8 protein-coding genes and 1 pseudogene are annotated in these 18,772 nt (G+C 72.7%); 7 read left to right on the top strand and 2 right to left on the bottom strand.

What is annotated here, in order from left to right:
* Positions 1–53: 53 nt before the first annotated feature.
* Positions 54–896, top strand: a complete 843-nt coding sequence (locus ACFXB5_RS24755; RefSeq protein WP_385211576.1) for an aldo/keto reductase — start codon at positions 54–56, stop codon at positions 894–896.
* Positions 897–982: 86 nt separating this feature from the next.
* On the opposite strand, the gene ACFXB5_RS24760 is transcribed toward ACFXB5_RS24755, so the two are convergent.
* On the bottom strand, positions 983–2,086 hold the full coding sequence (locus ACFXB5_RS24760; protein WP_385211578.1) for a hypothetical protein: 1,104 nt from the start codon (positions 2,084–2,086) through the stop codon (positions 983–985).
* Between the two features lie 470 nt (positions 2,087–2,556).
* Between ACFXB5_RS24760 and ACFXB5_RS24765 the strand changes: the two genes are divergently transcribed.
* Complete coding sequence (locus ACFXB5_RS24765) at positions 2,557–3,258, top strand: alpha/beta fold hydrolase (RefSeq protein WP_385211580.1); 702 nt, start codon at positions 2,557–2,559, stop codon at positions 3,256–3,258.
* Positions 3,259–3,333: 75 nt separating this feature from the next.
* Here ACFXB5_RS24765 and ACFXB5_RS24770 read toward each other — a convergent pair whose 3' ends face one another.
* Entirely contained in the window at positions 3,334–4,023 is a 690-nt protein-coding gene (locus ACFXB5_RS24770) for a hypothetical protein (protein ID WP_385211581.1), read from the bottom strand.
* Positions 4,024–4,478: 455 nt separating this feature from the next.
* Between ACFXB5_RS24770 and ACFXB5_RS24775 the strand changes: the two are divergent.
* The 5 genes and pseudogenes from ACFXB5_RS24775 to ACFXB5_RS24795 all read left to right on the top strand — a co-directional run.
* Positions 4,479–5,090: pseudogene (locus tag ACFXB5_RS24775) on the top strand (ATP-binding cassette domain-containing protein); the annotation flags it as partial.
* Between the two features lie 219 nt (positions 5,091–5,309).
* On the top strand, positions 5,310–6,161 hold the full coding sequence (locus ACFXB5_RS24780; RefSeq protein WP_385211620.1) for an ATP-binding cassette domain-containing protein: 852 nt from the start codon (positions 5,310–5,312) through the stop codon (positions 6,159–6,161).
* 453 nt (positions 6,162–6,614) lie between these two features.
* On the top strand, positions 6,615–13,784 hold the full coding sequence (locus ACFXB5_RS24785; RefSeq protein ID WP_385211583.1) for an SDR family NAD(P)-dependent oxidoreductase: 7,170 nt from the start codon (positions 6,615–6,617) through the stop codon (positions 13,782–13,784).
* Entirely contained in the window at positions 13,781–18,412 is a 4,632-nt protein-coding gene (locus ACFXB5_RS24790; protein WP_385211585.1) for a beta-ketoacyl synthase N-terminal-like domain-containing protein, read from the top strand. The genes ACFXB5_RS24785 and ACFXB5_RS24790 overlap by 4 nt, the downstream gene beginning before the upstream one ends.
* Positions 18,409–18,771, top strand: coding sequence for an acyl carrier protein (locus tag ACFXB5_RS24795; RefSeq protein WP_385211587.1), 363 nt, complete (start codon positions 18,409–18,411; stop codon positions 18,769–18,771). The genes ACFXB5_RS24790 and ACFXB5_RS24795 overlap by 4 nt, the downstream gene beginning before the upstream one ends.
* Position 18,772 lies beyond the last annotated feature (1 nt).

Here is an 18,772-nt window from a genome sequence, read left to right on the forward strand (position 1 = left end):
CGTGGGAGGCAGCCGGACAACCAGGCAGCCGGACGACCAGGGAGGCGGGCAAGATGACCAGCGCACCGGACACCGTCCCGCTGCCCTCGGGGGAGCGGATCCCGCTGCTCGGCCAGGGCACCTGGCACATCGGTGACCACCCCCGGCGCCGCGCCGATGAGATCGCGGCGCTGCGGCGTGGACTCGACCTCGGCATGACCGTCGTGGACACGGCCGAGATGTACGGCAGCGGCGCCTCCGAGGAACTCGTCGGAGAGGCGATCGCCGGCCGCCGCGACGAGGTGTTCCTGGTCAGCAAGGTGCTGCCCGGCCATGCCGACCGCAGTGGCACCATCGCGGCCTGCGAGGACAGCCTGCGGCGGCTCGGCACGGACCGGCTGGATCTGTATCTGCTGCACTGGCGGGGGCGGATCCCGCTGGAGGAGACCCTCGAAGCCTTCACCGAACTCACCGAGAGCGGCAAGATCCGCCACTGGGGTGTGAGCAACTTCGATGCCTCTGACATGACGGATCTCGTCGCCATCCCCGGTGGCGACGGTGTCGCCGTCAACCAGGTGCTCTACAACCTCACCCGGCGCGGTGTGGAGTACGACCTCATGCCCTGGTGCCACCGGCGCGGCATCCCCCTGATGGCCTATTCGCCCATCGAGAAGGGACGCCTGCCGCGCACCGGCGCGCTGCGGGAGGTCGCACGGGCCCATGACGCGACGCCCGCGCAGGTGATGCTGGCATGGGTGCTCCGGCAGGGAGTGATGGCGATCCCCAAGGCCGGGCGGGTCGACCACGTCGAGGAGAACCGCGCCGCGCTGGATCTCGAGCTGACGTCGGAGGACCTGGCCGCGCTGGACCGTGCCTTCCCACCGCCCACGGAGCCCGTGCCCCTCGAGGTCCTTTGAGCCCGAGATCCTCGGATGCTTTGGGCGCACCGGCTTTACGTACGCGGGTCTCACGCGTCTGAGCCGTGATGCGGGCGCGGCGGACCTCACGTATACGGGTCGTGGTAGCGCAGCAGCACCCCGACCCCGCCCTGCAGCGACAGCTCCTCACGCGGCACCGTGATCAGCTCGGCGCCGGTGCCCACCAGGGCCCGTACCACCACGGCCCCGGCGGGCTCCTGCCGTCCGGTGTGCACGCCGAAGGTGTGGAGGTCCGGCTCCGTCAGTGTGACGTGGGTGGGCTCGGGCCCCGCCCACAGCGACTCCGGAAAGTTCACAGGGCGGGTGAGCAGCAGACAGTGGGCCTGGCCACGCTGTAGGGCGGTGATGGCGGCGGACAGCCCTTCGGAGGTGTCCGGGTGCCGGGCGCGCTGCGCCATGTAGCGGTGCGTCAAGGTCCGGTCCTGTTCGTTCACCGTGGCACGTAGCGTGTCGTTCAGTTCCGCCTCCAACAGGGCTCGGCCGGGTCCGGCCACCGGTCGTCCGCTGTCGGGCACGGTGACGACGCGCTGTTGGGTGGACTCGGGCAAATGGTTGACCAGCACGCCGCGCAACCACACGTCCTCCGCCGCGCACCGCAACACGATCGTCTCGGCATCGGTCCAGCGGCGCAGATTCTCCAGCTCGTGGGCGACCGCGAACGCGTTCGCCGGCCAGTCCCGGGCCGCGCCGATGTGGTTGTAGCGGGGCTCCGGTGCCACCCGGCTCATGGGCCACCGCCCGGCTTGGTAGTGCACCACCACATCCTCTTCCAGGTCGGTCTCCGCGAAGGCCCGGGAGAGGGCCACGGCCACATAGGGGATGTCCGGGGCGTGTCGCAGCACCAGGGGCAGCACATCGGGGATCGAGGTGAAGCGGGCCGAATCGGCCGTCGGCGGCTCGGGGAGCTCCTCGGCCAGTCCGAGCCGTCCATGGGCGGCGAACAGGGCCTGTCCGTGCCGTCCGGACACCTCCCGGTCGCTGCCCACGGCGGTGTGCAGGGCGGAGAGGGAGGCGTTGTCCACGCCCTGGCCGGACAGCGCGTCGCGCAGGTGCCGCCAGCGCAGCTCGATCGCTTTCTCCGGATCCTCGATGTCGCGGGAGGTGTCCAGGTAGACGGCGGCCCATGGGCCGGGCCGTGCGTAGAGCGGGTCGAGAAACGACAGCTTCATATGCGCTCCGTACCTTGTGGGGCGACCTGGCGGGGCGGCCCGACACGAGCGGGTTTCCCTCTCAGGTCGGATGAAACCGCTCGAATCGCTGGTTCCGGTCAGTGGCGGGGCGGGGGGCGATCTGCCCCGCGACGGGCGACTGGGCGACGCACGCGTCCGGCAGGTCCCTCCCCTGCGGCCACGCCATTCCCCTCCGCTATCGCCGCGGGCCTGCTCATCGGCGCGGCACCGCTGCGCGCTCCGCGTGCCAGACGAACGGTGGCCGCCCTGATCGGATGTCGGGCGCGCGGCAGTGGGCCTGACCCGCGTCCACCTCGGTGTACACCTGTTCAGCGACGTCATCGGCGGATGGCTCTTCGCGCCCGGCTCGTCCTGTGCCACTGTCTGTACCGGTGGCTGAGGCCGGGCACACCGCCGGGAGAAGAGTGATCCGGCGGTCCATTGTCGGACCTCCGCGCTACCTTGCCGCCATGACGGAATTCGTACTGGTGGCGGGTGCGTGGCTGGGGTCGTGGGCATGGGACGGGGTGGTGCCGGAGCTACGGGCGGCCGGACACGGCGCCCATGCCCTCACGCTGTCCGGACTCGCCGATAAGCAGGGTGTGCCGGCCGGACAGCAGGCCCACGTCCAGGACATCGTCGGCGAGGTCGAGCGCCTCCAGCCGCGCGATGTGGTCCTGGTGGGGCACAGCTATGCGGGCATCCCGGTCGGTCAGGCCGCCGAGCGCATCGGCGACCGGCTGGCCCATGTGGTGTTCGTGGACTCCAACGTCCCGGTGGACGGCGAGTCGTTCCTGTCGGCCTGGCCGAGCGGCCGGGCCATGGTGGAGGCGTCGATGGCCGCGAACGACGGCTTCTGGGCGCCCCTGACCGAGACCGACTACGAGGGCCAGGGGCTCACCGACGAGCAGATCGCGCGGATCGTCGCCGGTTCCACACCGCATCCGGGCGCCACACTGTCCGAGCCTGCCGTGCTGGCGCGCCCGCTCGACGGGCTTCCGGCCACGTACATCAAGTGTCTGCTCGACGGCGATGAGCCGATGGGCGATGTGGCCCAGCTGCTGAAGAGCGAGCACTGGCGGCTGGTCGAGATGGACACCGGCCACTGGCCGATGTTCTCCCAGCCGCGTGAGCTGGCCCGGATACTGCTCGGGTGCGCTGGGGCATCGTGACGCCGCACCTGACGGGCGGGGGGGGGGGGCGCGCGGGGCGGGGCCGGGGGCCCCCCCCCCCCCTCGCCGGTGCGGTCACTCGCAGCCGTACCGCCAGTTCCACCCCACGAAGGTGTGCCGCAGCTCCACATCGAAGCGGCAGCTCGCCGTCCCGTCCGCCTTCAACTGGACGTACGAGTGGTGGGTGTTGTCGTACCAGTCGCCGGTCGGGTCGAAGACCCCCTGGTACGCGAAGTCGGCGTGCGCCTCGGAGTTGACCTCGGCGCAGTCCGTGACGCAGTCGTCCTTCGCGTTCTGCGAGGTGAGCGACCAACCGGCGTCCCACGGCTCGCGGTTCCACTCCTGGGTGGCCGTGCTGCCGCCCGTGGTGATGCGGCCGTTCGCCGTGTCCCATGAGGAGGCGGAGTACAGGCCCGTCATCCGGATGTTGCAGCAGTCGTACATCTCGTTCCAGCCACGCAACTGATGGCCGACGGCGGTGGCGGCCGTGGTGGCGCTCCCGGCAGCGGTCGCGGTGCGGGCCGAGCGGGCCGACGCCGGGCCGTGCTGGACGGAGACCCGCTCCGGCCGGCAGTCGGCGCCAATGGTGATCTGCCCCGAAACGGCCTGGCCGGGCGCGGGAGCGGGGAGCTCGCCGGTCAGCCGGACACCGTCACAGGACTTCGGCGCCGGGTCGGACTCCCGCGCCGTCGCCACCGTCGTACCGCCCAGGAGCGCCACCAGGGAGACGGCCGACACGGCCGCGATGCTTAACCGGCTGTTCACTTCTCACGCCCCTTGATCCGATGATCCATGCGATCCGAAACGGGCGGCGCGCCTCGGTGCGGATGCGCCGCCAGGTCACGCGGATCGTAACGGCGGCCGTAGGCGACAGCGGGGGAGCGGGAAAGGTTGGCAGGAAGGTGGCAGCGCGGCCCCCGCCCGGCCGCGTCCACGACACGACACACCACGGCTGGGGTAAGCTGCCCGGGTCCTGTTGTCTCCGATAGAGGTGGACGTTGCGTATCTGAGGTTCGCGATCATCGCGCGGTACGGCACAAGCCGTAGCCCGTCACGCCGTAGTCGGCCTTCTTGCCGCCCGTGACCCGCGTGGATGCGACCTCGGTGCATACGCCGTCCCTCACCCTTCGGAGGACCGCACCCCATTCCCCGGCTTGGTCGCCGCGTGGTGCTCGCATACGTAGCCCCTTGTTCACAGCGCTTACGAATGCGAGAACACCATGGCAGCATCCCCCACCCCCAGCGCCTCTGTGACCTGCTCGGCCGTGTCCTTCCAGTGGGCGGACGGCACGTCCGTCTTCGACGGGCTCTCGCTCGGCATCGGACGGGGCCGCACCGGCCTCGTGGGCACCAACGGCAGTGGCAAGTCCACCCTGCTGCGGCTGATCGCCGGTCGGTTGCGTCCCACCGAGGGGTCGGTGACCGTCGGCGGCGGCCTCGCCTACCTTCCGCAGAACATCACCCTCGACACCACCCTCCGCGTGGACCAGGCCCTGGGCATCGCCGAGCGGCGCGCCGCGCTACGGGCCATCGAGGCCGGAGACGTCGACGAGGCCCACTTCGAGACGATCGGCGACGACTGGGACGTCGAGGAGCGGGCTCTGGCGACACTAGGCTCGCTCGGGCTCGGCGATGTCGAACTGGACCGCACCGTCGGCCATCTGTCCGGCGGGGAGACCGTACTGCTGCGCCTGGCCGCCCTGCTCCTGGAGCGCCCCGACGTCCTGCTGCTCGACGAACCCACCAACAACCTCGACCTGTTCGCGCGGCGTCGGCTCTACGACGCCGTCGACTCCTGGCGCTCCGGTGTGCTGGTCGTGGTCAGCCACGACCGTGAGCTGCTGGAGCGGGTGGACCGCATCGCCGAACTGCGGGCCGGGTCGGTGACCTGGTACGGCGGCGGCTGGTCCGCCTACCAGGAGGCGCTGGCCGCTCAGCAGGAGGCGGCAGCGCGCATGCTGCGGGCCGCCGATGCGGATGTGCGGCGGCAAAAGCGCGAACTGGAGGAGACCCACATCAAACTGGCACGCCGTCAGCGACACAGCAAGAAGATGGACATCGAGCGGCGGGCCCCGAGGATCGTCGCCGGTGGCCGCAAGCGGGCCGCGCAGGAGTCGGCGGGCAAGCTCCGCGATCTGCACGAGGACCGCCTCCACGAGGCGCGCGAGCGGCGCGAGGAGGCCGCGGACGCGGTCCGCGACGACGCCGAGATCCGGGTGAGCCTGCCGCACACCGCCGTGCCCGCCGGGCGTACCGTGCTCAGCCTGAGTGAACTGCGCCCCCAGTACGGCGCGTTGCGCGATGCCGGCCTCCATGTGCACGGGCCCGAACGCATCGCGCTGGTCGGGCGCAACGGAGCCGGTAAGACGACACTGCTGCGCACCCTCACCGGCGAACTCGCCCCGGTGTCCGGGGAGGCCAGGACGTACGTACCGCTGCGGTTCCTCCCCCAGCGGCTGGATGTCCTGGACGACGAGCTGAGCGTGGCGGCCAACGTGGCGAGCCGGGCGCCCGGCGTCACCGACAACCACATCCGCGCCCAGCTCGCGCGCTTCCTCTTCAAGGGCGCGCGTGCGGAGCAGCCGGCGGGCACCCTCTCCGGTGGCGAACGCTTCCGGGCCGCACTCGCGGCCACCATGCTCGCCGCGCCGGCCCCGCAGCTGCTGATGCTCGACGAGCCGACCAACAACCTCGACCTGGCCAGTGTGCGACAGCTGACGAGCGCGCTCGACTCCTACCAGGGCGCGCTCGTGGTCGCCAGCCACGATCTGCCGTTCCTGGAGTCGATCGGCATCACCCGGTGGCTGCTGGTCGGCGAGGAGTTGCGGGACATCGCCGCCGATGAGGTCCGGGAGGTGCTCGAGACGACATCCGCGGCAGGGGGAGTGACGGAAGCGGGCTGAGGCCGGGCTCCGCTGGGACCGGCTGAGACCGAGCTCCTCGGCCTTCTCCACGAGGGCGGGGCGCACCCGCTTGGCCCCCGGGCCGGGCCGCCCCGCCGCTCCGTTCCGCATCCGAAATTCGCGACAGCGAAATGAGGATCCGGTGTCCGCGCAGGTTAAGGCGCATTCAAGGTTGACTTATGCGCCTCGGCCTACCTTCGAAAACGATCTCGTTCACACGAGATATATGAATATTTAACAGGGGGAGAGAAGGTGGCGGCGCGGCCGATGTGCTCGCGTCTGGCGAGATTCAGCCCGTTGTGGCGAGAGCGAGAACGACTGCTTGTTGACTCTTCAGTAATAACGTGGCTAATTTCAGTCGGCGCCGTTTCGCGGGATTGCCATGCCATACGTTCGACATGCCTTGCCCGAATTATCTCCATTTCCTGCCGCGCTAGCGATTTTGGAGAAAACATGTCAGCCGCCGTGGACGCAGGCGATCTTGTCATCGGCATCACTCCGTTCGGGGAACCGGACGCCAGACTCGCCGCGGCGGTCAGCCGCGCGGGCGGACTCGGAATCCTCGACCTGGGAACAACGGGCCGTGCGGCCCTCCGGGCATGGGAGGACATCGGCGAGTGGGCGGCCGACGGCCGGTACGGCATACGGGTCGCGGCGGGCTGCCGCCTCACCCCCGTGGACCTCCTGGACGCCGCTCCCGCCGGCGGCTCACACGGCGGTGCGTTCGGCCCTCATACGGTGGTGCTCGGCGTGGACTCGCCCTGGCCGGTGGAGGCCGTTGCCGGCCACTGCCGTGTGCTGGCCGAGGTCACCGACCTGGACGAGGCCCTCGAGGCTATCCGCGCCGGTGCGCATGGGCTGATCGCCCGGGGGAGCGAGAGCGGCGGCCGGATCGGTCCGCTGGGCACCTTCGTCCTGCTCCAGCGGCTCCTCGCCGACCCCCGGGTGTCCTTACCGGTGTGGGCCTGCGGCGGCATCGGCCCGAGCACCGCCGCCGCCTCCGTGCTCGGCGGCGCGGCAGGGGTCGTCCTCGACACCCAGCTGGCCCTGCTCGCCGAATCCGGGCTCCCGGAGGACCGCGCCGCCGCCATCCGCTCCATGGACGGCTCCGAGACCACCGTCCTCGACGGACACCGGATCCTGCGGCGCCGGGGGCGCGGTCCGCACCCCGGACCCGATCTGACGGTAGGTCAGGATGGCTTTCTGGCCGCGCGGTTGGCCGACCGGTGGCGGGATGTCGGCCGCACGGTCCGGGGCATCGCGGACGCCGTCCGGGAGACCGCGCACGAGGCCGTACGGAACGGCTCCGCGGTCGTCTCGGGGCTGCGCCCCGGCGCTCCGCTGAGCACCCGCCTCGGCACCCGGCTGCCCCTTGCCCAGGGCCCGATGACCCGGGTCAGCGACCAGGGCGCGTTCGCCTCCGCCGTCGCCGCCGGGGGAGCGCTGCCATTCATCGCGCTCGCCCTGGCCGGACGCGCGCAGGCGCGCACCATGCTGGAGGAGGCCGCGGCCGCGCTGGACGGACGCCCCTGGGGCGTCGGTGTCCTCGGCTTCGCACCCGAGGAGATCAGAAACGCCCAGCTCGAGGCCGTCCGGGAGATCCGCCCCAGCCACGCGATCATCGCGGGCGGACGGCCGTCCCAGGCCAAGGCGCTGGAGCGGGACGGCATCGCCACCTTTCTGCATGTGCCCTCGCCGGGGCTGCTGCGCCAGTACCTCCAGGCCGGGGCGCGGCGGTTCGTCTTCGAGGGCTCCGAATGCGGCGGCCATGTGGGGCCGCGCAACAGCTTCCCGCTGTGGGAGGCCCAGATCGCCGTCATCGGGGACTTCCTCGACGAGGCCGCACACGACCCGCGTCACACGCCGGGCACGGACGGCGCCGACGCGGCCGATGGCACCGACGGCGCGGGTATCGAGATCTTCTTCGCCGGGGGAGTGCACGACGAACGCTCCGCCGCGATGGTGGCCGCGCTCGCCGCCCCGCTCACCCGGCGCGGCGTCGCCGTCGGATCGCTGATGGGCACCGCGTATCTGTTCACCGAGGAGGCGGTGGCCCACGGCGCCGTACAGCCGCTCTTCCAGCGCCAGGTGGTGGCCGCCGAGCACACCGTGCTGCTGGAGACCGCCCCCGGCCACGCCACCCGCTGCGTGCCCAGCCCCTTCACCGAGAGCTTCGACACCGTGAAGGAGCGGCTGCGGAACGAGGGCCTGCCGGACCGGGAGGTCTGGGAGCGGCTGGAGCGGCTCAATGTGGGACGGCTGAGGATCGCCAGCAAGGGCATGGACCGCGGGCCCGACGGCGCGTTGGCCCCGGTGGACGAGGACGGCCAGCTCAGCGGCGGGATGTTCATGGCCGGGCAGGTGGCCGTGATGCGCTCGGCCACCACCACGATCGCCGCATTGCACCATGCGGTGGGCCCCGGCGCCGCCGACTTCCTCACCGCACGTGCGGAGGCGGTGTGTGAGCGCCTGGGCGTGGCCACGGCCCCGGCGGCGGCCGAGGCGCCCGCGCCGCTGGACGTGGCCGTCGTCGGCATGGCGTGCATGTTTCCGCAGGCACCCGACCTCGCCTCGTTCTGGGCCAATGTGGTGGGCGGTGTGGACGCCGTCACCGAGGTGCCCGCCGAGCGCTGGGACCCCGCCGTCCACTACACGGGCGACAAGGACGGCGCCTCCGCCTCCCAATGGGGCGGATTTCTGCCACCCATCCCCTTCGACCCGCTGCGCTACGGCATCCCCCCGGCCTCGCTCGGCAGCATCGAACCCGTACAACTGCTGGCCCTGGAGGCCGCCCGCCGGGCCCTGGACGACGCCGGATACGGCGACCCCGGTGACGGCGGCCGGGCCTTCGAGCGGTCCCGCACCTCCGTGGTGTTCGGCGCCGAGGCGGGCAGCGATCTGTCCAACGCCCAGACGCTGCGCGCCGTCCTGCCGTCCTACGTCCACGAGGTGCCGCAAGCCCTGGCGGACCAGCTGCCCCGGCTCACCGAGGACTCCTTCCCCGGCATGCTCGCCAACGTCATCTCCGGGCGGATCGCCAACCGGCTCGACCTCGGCGGCGCCAACTACACCGTGGACGCGGCCTGCGCGTCATCGCTGGCCGCCGTGGACGTGGCCTGCAAGGAGCTGACCGCCGGTACCAGCGACCTCGTGCTGTGCGGCGGCGCCGATCTGCACAACGGCATCAACGACTATGTGCTGTTCTCCTCCGTGCACGCCCTCTCCCCGACGGGCCACTCCCGGACCTTCGACAGCTCGGCCGACGGGATCGCGCTCGGCGAGGGTGTGGCATGTGTCGTCCTCAAACGGCTGGCGGACGCCGAACGGGATGGCGATCGTGTCTACGCCGTCATCAAGGGCGTCGGCTCCTCCAGCGACGGCCGCTCGCTCGGGCTGACCGCCCCGCGCCCCGAAGGACAGCGGGCCGCGCTGGAGCGCGCCTATGCCAACGCCCGCGTCTCGCCCGCCGACGTCGGCCTGATCGAGGCGCACGGCACCGGTACGGTCGTCGGCGACCGCACCGAACTCACCGTCCTGGGCGAGGTGTTCACCGAGTCGGGGGCCGCACCCGGGGCCTGTGCGCTGGGCTCGGTGAAGTCCCAGATCGGCCACACCAAATGCGCCGCGGGCCTCGCCGGGCTGGTGAAGGCCGCGATGGCCCTGCACACGGGCATCACACCACCGACCCTGCATCTGACCCGGCCCAACGAGGCATGGGACGCGGACCGCAGCCCCTTCGCCTTCCACACCCGGGCCCGGCCATGGGCCGCCGCGCCCGCCGAACGGGTGGCCGGGGTCAGCGCGTTCGGCTTCGGCGGGACCAACTTCCATGTGGTGCTCTCGGCACACGGCCGCGGAGCGCCACCCGCACAGGGGCTGGACGACTGGCCCGCCGAGCTGTTCCTCTTCCGCGGGGCCGACCGGGCGGCGGCGCTGCGGCTGGTCCGGGAGACACTCGACCAGCTCATGGCCAATGACACGGCGGGTCGGGCGTGGCGGCTGCGCGACCTCGCGCTGACCGCCTCCCGGCGGGCCGACGCCGGCCGGGAACCGGTCCGGGTGGCCGTGGTGGCCTCGGACCTGGACGACCTGGCCGCACGATTACGGCAGGTGCTCGCGGGCGATCCGCCGGGCCAGGGGCCGCGCGGAGCGGACGGGCTGTACATGGCCCCGGAGGCGCCCGAGAAGACCGAGAAGGCCGAAGAGAACGGGGAGAACGGGGACAGCGGGGAGGCCGAGGGCGAACCGGGGCGCGGCAAGGTCGCGTTTCTCTTCCCCGGGCAGGGCAGCCAGCGGCCCGGGATGTTCGCCGACGCCTTCGTCACCTTCCCCGAGCTCCAGCGCCATCTGCGCCACGGACGCGGCTACGCCGACGCGCTGTATCCCCCCGCCGCCTTCGACAAGGCCGGGGAGTCGGCACAGCGCACCGCGATCACCGACACCCGGGTGGCCCAGCCCGCGCTGGGCATCGTCGGGCTCGCCGCGTACACCCTGCTGACCTCGGCCGGGGTACGGCCCGACATGGCGGCCGGACACAGCTACGGCGAGCTGGTCGCCCTGTGCGCCGCGGGCGCGCTCGACCCCCGTACGCTGCCGCGGCTGAGTGCCGAGCGGGCGGCCGCCATCCTCGGCGCCGCCGAGGCCGACTGGGAGGAGCCCGGCACCATGGCGGCCGTGACCGCGGCCCCCGACGAGGTCGGGCCGGTGCTGCGCGCGGCCGGGCTCGACGGGCGCGTGGTGGCCGCCAATCACAACGCACCACGGCAGACCGTGATCTCCGGGCCCCAGCGGGACATCGAGGAGGCGGTGCGGCTGCTGCGGGAGGCCGGGCACTCGGCCAAGCGGATCCCGGTGGCCTGCGCCTTCCACAGCCCGCTGGTGGCCGGGGCCGGTGCGCGGTTCGCCGAGGCGCTGGCCCGCCATCCGGTGCGCGAGGCGGAGTTCCCCGTCTGGGCGAACCGCACCGCTGCCCCGCACGGCGCGGAGCCGGATGCCATCCGCGCCGAACTCGTCGCCCAGATCGGCGCGCCGGTCCGCTTCGTGGCGCAGATCGAGGCCATGTACGAGGCGGGCGCACGGATCTTCGTGGAGGCCGGTCCGGGGACGGTGCTCACCCGGCTGGTGGGGGAGATCCTCGACGGCCGCCCGCATCTCGCCCTCGCGTGCGAGGGACGACGGTCCGGCGCCGCCGGGCCGCGGGGGTTTCTGGACACCCTCGCCCGGCTCGCCGTCGCGGGCGTTCCGGTGCGTACTGCCTGGCTGTTCCACGGTCGGGACGCGGTGGCGGCGGGATCCGCCCCGCCACCGAAGCGCCCCGGCTGGACGGTCGACGGACACCTCGTCCGCACCGCGAACGGTGAGCTCCTGCCCGGTGCGCTGGCACCGGCCCGACGTGTCATGGAGGCTACGGTGAGCCAGTCGGATCGGACGGGTGACGGCGAGTACGGCGACAGAGACGCCCTGATCTCGGAGTTCCTGAGAACCAGCCGAGAGATGATCGCCGCCCAGCGCGATGTACTCCTCACCTACTTCGGCAGCGCTCCGGGCGAACGGCGCGTGGCGCCACCGTCCCCGGTCGCCCCGGCCACCACGTCCCTGCCCGCCGGGCTCGCCCCGGTGGCCGCCGCCTCGGAGGTCCCGGCCCCGGTCGCCGACGTGGCTCCTGCCCCGCCCGCACCCGCCACCGGGCCCGATGTGCTGCGCGCGGTCTCCGAAATCATCAGCGAACGCACCGGCTATCCGGTCGACATGATCGAACCGGATCTCGATCTCGAGGCCGATCTCAGCATCGACTCCATCAAACGCGCCGAGATCGCGGGTGAGTTGGCGCGGCGACTCGGTGTCGCGGGCGCGGACACCGCCGGCCTGGGCGATGAGGAGCTGGAGGAGCTGGCCAAGGCGCGTACCACCGCCGCCGTCACCGATTGGCTCACCGCCCGTCTCGCGCCCGCGACCACCGCGCCCCCTGCGACTACCGCGACCCCCGCACCGGCCGATGAACCGGAGCCGGTGGCCGTGCAGATGGCCCAGCAGATGGCCGTGGACGGCGTGGCGCCCAAGCGGATGCGGCTGGTGCCCGTGCCCCTCGGCGCACCGGACGACGGCGCCGCCGCGCCGCCCGATCTGACCGGCAGGCGTTTCGCCCTGCTCGGCGGGGACGCCGACGGGGTGGCCGAGGCGGTGGCCGCCCGCCTCGGCGAGCGCGGTGCCGAGGCCGTCATCCTCGCCGCCGGCCATCAGCTCACCGAGGACGACGGCCGGGTGGACGGTGTGCTGCTGCTCGATCCGCTGGCCGCCTCCGGCGCACCGGTGCTGCCCGAGGCGTTCACGGTCCTCCAGTCCGCCCTGCGGCGCGCCCCGCGGTGGCTGCTGGCGCTCCGCCGCACCGACCCGCTCGCCGCGCGCACGGCCGGGCTGCGCGGGGTGTTCCGTACGGTGGCCAGGGAGCACCCGGACACGATCACCAGGCTGGTGGAGTTCCCCGCCGATGCGACCGGACTCGCTGATGCGGCCGGGTCTGCCGATGGGGCCGGGTCTGCCGACGCGGTCAGGCCCGTCGTCGCGGCCGGATCCGCCCGCGCGCCCGGGTCCGCTCACGCCGTGGCCGACGGGCTGATCGAGGAGTTGCTCGCCCCGGACCGTACGCCCGTCGTTGTGCGCACCGCGGAAGGGCGGCGCCACCGGCTGGACCTCGTGGAGGCCCCGCTGGGCGCGCTCGCCGGTTCTGGCGCCGGGCCCGCCGGGGACGGCGCGGCGGAGGCCGCCGCGCTCGGCCTGGACCGGGACGCGGTGGTGGTCCTGGTCGGCGGGGCGCGGGGCATCACCGCGCGGTTCGCGGCCACCCTCGCGTCCGCCGCCCGCTGCCGGATCGAGCTGCTCGGCCGTACGCCGGAGCCCGCGGGCCCCGAGGACCCGGCCACCGCCGGGGCCCGCGACGAGACGGCCCTGCGCGCGGCGCTCGCGGCGCGTGGCGGGCTCGGGCCCGCCGAGATCCAGCGGGAGGCCGCACGGATCGTGGCGCGGCGCGAAGTGGCCGCCAGCGTCAAGGAGTTGACCGCGCTCGGCGCCCGGGTCCGCTATCGCTCGGTGGATGTCCGCGACGCCGAAGCGGTGCTCCAGGCGGTGAAGCAGATCCACGCCGACCACGGACGGCTGGACGGTGTGGTCTACGGAGCCGGTGTGATCGAGGACCGGCTGATCGCGGAGAAGTCCGCCGAGTCCTTCCAGCGGGTGTACGGCACCAAGGTGGAGGGAGCCCGGACGCTGCTGGACGCGCTGGCCGAACTGCCCGAACCCCCGGCGTTCGCCGTGTTGTTCGGCAGCATCGCCGCCGTGCTCGGCAACCGCGGCCAGGTGGACTACGCGGCGGCCAACGACGCGATGGAGACCCTCGGCGCGCGGTGGCGGGACCGCACCGGCCGCCGGGCGCTGACCGTGCACTGGGGCCCCTGGGCACCGGCCGGAGCCCACGGCGGAATGGTGACACCGGAGCTCGGCCGCGAGTACGCCCGGCGCGGCATCTCGCTCATCGACCCCGAGGAGGGCACGCTGGCGCTGCTGCGCGAGCTGGCCTGGGGCGAGGAGTCCACGGGGTCCGTCGTCTACACCGCCTCGGGCTGGTGAGCGTGACGGACGAGCAGTCGCACCGGCAGCCGTCGGTGGCCATCGTCGGGATGTCCGTGCTGCTGCCCGGCTCGCCGGACCTGGACACGTACTGGCGCAACCTGTCCGGTGGCGTGGACGCGATCAGCGATGTCCCCGACGGGCGGTGGGACGCCGGTTTCTACGCCCCGGACGGCGATGGTGACACGCAGACGGCACCCGACCGGGTGTACTGCCGACGGGGCGGATTCGTCGATGAGTTCGCCCGGGTCGAGGCCGCCCGGTTCGGGATCATGCCGAACTCGGTGTCCGGCACCGAACCCGATCAGCTGATCGCCCTGGGCGTCGCGGCGGCGGCCATCGCCGACGCGGGCGGTGAGGACCGGCTGCCCGACCGGCAGCGGGTGGGCGTGGTGCTGGGCCGGGGCGGCTATCTCACTCCCGGGCTGGTCCGGCTCGACCAGCGGGTGCGCACCGCCCACCAGCTCGTGCGGACCCTCGGCGAGCTGCTGCCCGACCTCGGCCCCGGCCAACTCGACCGCGTACGGGCGGCGTTCACCGAGCGGCTGGGCCCGGACCGGCCCGAGGCGGCCATCGGCCTGGTGCCCAACCTCGCCGCCTCGCGCATCGCCAACCGGCTCGATCTGCGCGGCCCCGCGTACACCGTGGACGCCGCCTGCGCCTCCTCGCTCGTCGCCGTCGACCAGGCCGTGGGGGAGCTGGCCTCGGGGCGGTGCGATGTGATGCTCGCGGGCGGGGTGCACCACTGCCACGACATCACGCTGTGGAGCGTCTTCTCCCAGCTGCGCGCGCTGTCGCCGAGCCAGCGGATCCGGCCCTTCCACCGTGCCGCCGACGGCCTGCTGATCGGTGAGGGCACCGGTGTGGTCGTCCTGAAACGGCTCGCCGACGCACTGCGCGACGGCGACCGCGTCTACGCGGTGATCCGCGGCACCGGCGTGGCCTCCGACGGCCGTGCCACCGGTCTGGTCAACCCGGACCCGGGCGGTCAGACCCGTGCCGTACGGCAGGCGTGGCGGGCCGCGGGCCTCGATCCGCGCGAGCCGGGCGCCATCGGGCTGCTGGAGGCGCACGGCACTGCCACGCCCGCCGGGGATGCGGCCGAACTGGCCACGCTGGCCGAGGTGTTCGGACCCGGTGGCACGCCGGGGGAGACGGCCGTCATCGGTTCGGTGAAGTCGATGATCGGACACACCATGCCCGCCGCCGGTGTCGCGGGCCTGGTGAAGGCCGCCCTCGCGGTCCACCACGGCCGGTTGCTGCCCACCCTGCACTGCGACGACCCCCATCCGGCGCTCGCGGCCACCCGGTTCTCCGTGCTCGACGCGGCCAGGCCCTGGGACGCGCCCGTACGGCGCGCCGCCGTCAACGCCTTCGGCTTCGGCGGGATCAACGCCCATGTGGTGCTGGAGCAGCCGCCGCAGGTGCCGGAGCCGCGCCGCGCCTCGACCCACGTCATCGAACCGGAGCGAGTGCTGGCGCTGGCCGCCGACACCCCGGAGCGGCTGGCCGAACTGCTGGCGGCGGACGACACGACCGTACGGACGACGGTGACGGGGCGGGACGCCCGTACCCGCCTGGGCATCGTCGAGCCCACCGCGAAACGGCTGGCGCTCGCCCGGCGCATGGTGGCCAAGGGCCGACCGTGGCGGGGCCGTAACGACATCTGGTTCACGCCCGAGCCACTGCTCGGCGCGGGCCCGGCGCCGAGGGGGAAGCTCGCCTTCGTCTTCCCCGGTCTCGAAGCCGAGTTCGTCCCCCGTGTCGACGGTGTCGCGGAATACTTCGGGCTCTCCCGCCCCGCCGGGGACCGCTTCGGCGAGGCGGCGCGCGTGGGCGACATCGGCCGCCATGGCGTCGGCGTCTTCGGCGTCGGGCAGCTGCTGGAGGCGGCACTGCGGCGGATGGGGGTCGTACCGGACGCGGTGGCCGGGCACAGCGTGGGGGAGTGGACCGCGCTGGTCGTGGGCGGCCTCTACGCGGGCGAGGAGGTCGATGCCTTCCTGGACTCCTTCGACCCGGACGCGCTGCGAGTGCCCGGTCTGGCCTTCGCCGTCCTCGGCGCGGGTGCGCGGCGAGTGTCCGACGCGCTCACCGAGCGGGCGGACGGCCGGATCGTGCTCTCGCACGACAACGCGCCCAGCCAGTCGATGGTGTGCGGGCCGCGCGACGATGTCGAGGAGTTCGTCCGGGCCATGCGCGCCGAGGGTGTGATCGCGCAGGTCCTGCCCTTCCAGTCCGGCTTCCACACCCCGATGCTGGCGCCCTACCTCGACCCCATTCGGGCCGTGACGGAACGCTTCGAGCTGCTCCTGCCGCCCAGGACCCCCGTCTGGTCCGGGACGACCGCCGCACCATATCCGGCGACGGAAGCGGAGGTGCGCGAGCTGTTTCTCCGGCATCTGCTGGAGCCGGTGCGCTTCCGGCTGCTGACGGAAGCGTTGTACGAGGCGGGGTTCCGTGCGTTCGTCCAGGTCGGCACGGGGCAGTTGGGGTCGCTCATCGGGGACACGTTGCACGGCCGTGATCACTTGGTGGTGGCCGCCAACTCGCCCCACCGGGACGGGGTGTCCCAACTTCGGCGCGTGGCCACGGCGCTGTGGGCGGAGGGGGCGGAGGTGGATCCCGCGTTGCCACGTGAGGCCTCGCGCGCGAGATCGGCGCTTCCCGCGGTGCGGCTGGACCTGAACGGTTCGCTGATCTCGCTCACCGAGCCACGCCTGAAGGAGTTGCGCGGTGAGCTATCGCGGGCGGTGTCCTGGGGAGCGGGGCCGCACCGTGGTACTTGGCCGCCGTCGCCGGGTGCGGGTCGGGTGGTGCCCACCCGTTCCGCCCAGGGGGCACCTCCCGGCGGTAGCCGGGGGAGGAACGATTGCCCACCACCTGGCTGGGCAGTCGAACTCGACGCCCTGCTCAGTGAGACCGCCGCCACCGCGACAGCGGTCATCGCGGCAAGCCGCCCACCGACCCCCCACACCCACGGTTTGCGGGTCTCCACCGAGACCATGCCCTACCTCCGTGACCACTGCTTCTTCCCCCAACGCCCAGGCTGGCCCGATGAGTCGGACCGCTGGCCCGTGGTTCCGGCCACCACGATCGTCCAGCACCTCATGGACACGGCGGAACGCACGGCGGGCGACAACCTCGTGGCCTTCGCCGTGCACGGAGCCCGCTTCGACCAGTGGGTGACCGCGTCACCCCCCACCACCGTCCAGGTCACCGCGACCCCCACCACGGCGGCCCACTACACCGTCACCTTCGGCCGTAGCGCCCGCGCCACCGTGGAAGTGGCCGCCCGCCACCCCGATACCCGTCCCGCGCCCTGGAGTTTCGCCCCCGCCACCGAGCGCACACCCGACCACACCGCTCAACTCATCTACGCCGAGCGCTGGATGTTCCACGGCCCCGCCTTCCAGGGGCTCACCGAACTCACCGCGATCGGCGCATCGCACATTCGCGGCACGATCACCACACCCCCCGCGCCCGGAGCGCTGCTGGACAACGTCGGACAGCTCCTCGGCTACTGGATCATGGCGACCCGCACCGAACGGACCGTGGTCTTCCCGATCGGCATGCGTCTGATGCGCTTCTTCGGACCGCATCCGGCCCCCGGCACCCCGGTGGAGTGCCTGATCAGGATCACCTCGCTGACCGATAGCGCACTCGAGGCCGATGCGCAGTTGCTGATCGGCGGCGAGGTGTGGGCGGAGCTGTCCGGCTGGCAGGACCGCCGGTTCGACAACCACCCCGAAACCCGGCCGGTGGAGCGCTTCCCACAGCGCAACACGCTGTCCCGGCCCCAGCCGGGTGGCTGGGTGCTGCTCCATGAGCGCTGGCCCGACCTTGCCTCCCGCGACCTGATCATGCGTAACCACCTGGGCAGTGACGAGCGCACCGCCTATGAACACCAGCCGCCACGCGGCCGCAGACAGTGGCTGCTGGGCAGGATCGCGGCCAAGGACGCCGTACGGCGGTGGCTCTGGGACCATGGCGAAGGCCCGGTCTTCCCCGCCGAGATCGGGATCCGCGAGGACGCCCAGGGGCGCCCGTACGCCATCGGCGTGCACGGCCGGACCCTGCCCGAACTGGCGGTCTCGCTGGCACACCGGGCCGAGACCGGGGTCGCCCTCGTGGTGCCGCGCCACGCGCACGGCGCCGCGGGCCCCGGTATCGCCCTCGAAGAGGTCATCGACCACGATGACGTGGCCGTCGCCCTCGCCCGGCCGGAGCGGGAACTCCTCTCGGCCGTGACGGCCCGGACCGGTGGATCACCCGGCCGCTGGGCCACCGCCTTTCGGGCCGCGAAGGAGGCGGTCGCCACGGCGGAGGGCGCCGGACTCCGCGATCGGCCACGGGACCTGACCATCGCCGGGGTACGGCCGCCCGGTGCGGGCCACCCCGACGCGCCACCGGCCCGGCTCATCGTCGAAGTGGCGACCACCACGCCCGGACAGCCCCCGCGCCGCTACGAAGTCCACGCCATCACCATCGCCAACCCACCCGGACTGCCGGACCGGGACTACGCCGTGGCCTGGACGACCGGCCCGGACCACAAGGAACCGGACCACAAGGAACCGGACCACAAGGAACAGGACCACAAGGAACAGGACGAGGAGAGCGATCAGTGACCACCGTCAATCAGACCGCCCCGTCACCCGCCGCCGAGGCACCGGTCAGCACACCGGTCGGCGCACCAGCCGACGCACCGGCCGTGCTCGCGGAGATATCCGGGATGCTCCGGACGATGCTCGACGAATACGGCCTCGACGATATCGAGGTCACCATGGAGACCCGCTTCACCGAGGATCTGGAGCTGGAGAGCATCGACCTGGTGGCACTGGCCGGCAGCCTGGAGGCCCGGTACGGCAGACAGGTCAACTTCGCCGAGTTCGTGGCCGGCCTCGAGCTCGACGAGATCATCGACCTCACCGTGGGACAGCTCGTCGAGTATGTCGTCCGGTGCCTCAGAGCCGCCCGGGAGCGCTGAC

Origin of the sequence: Streptomyces sp. NPDC059455 (assembly GCF_042750115.1) — a bacterium.
GTDB classification, from domain to species: Bacteria; Actinomycetota; Actinomycetes; order Streptomycetales; family Streptomycetaceae; genus Streptomyces; species Streptomyces endocoffeicus.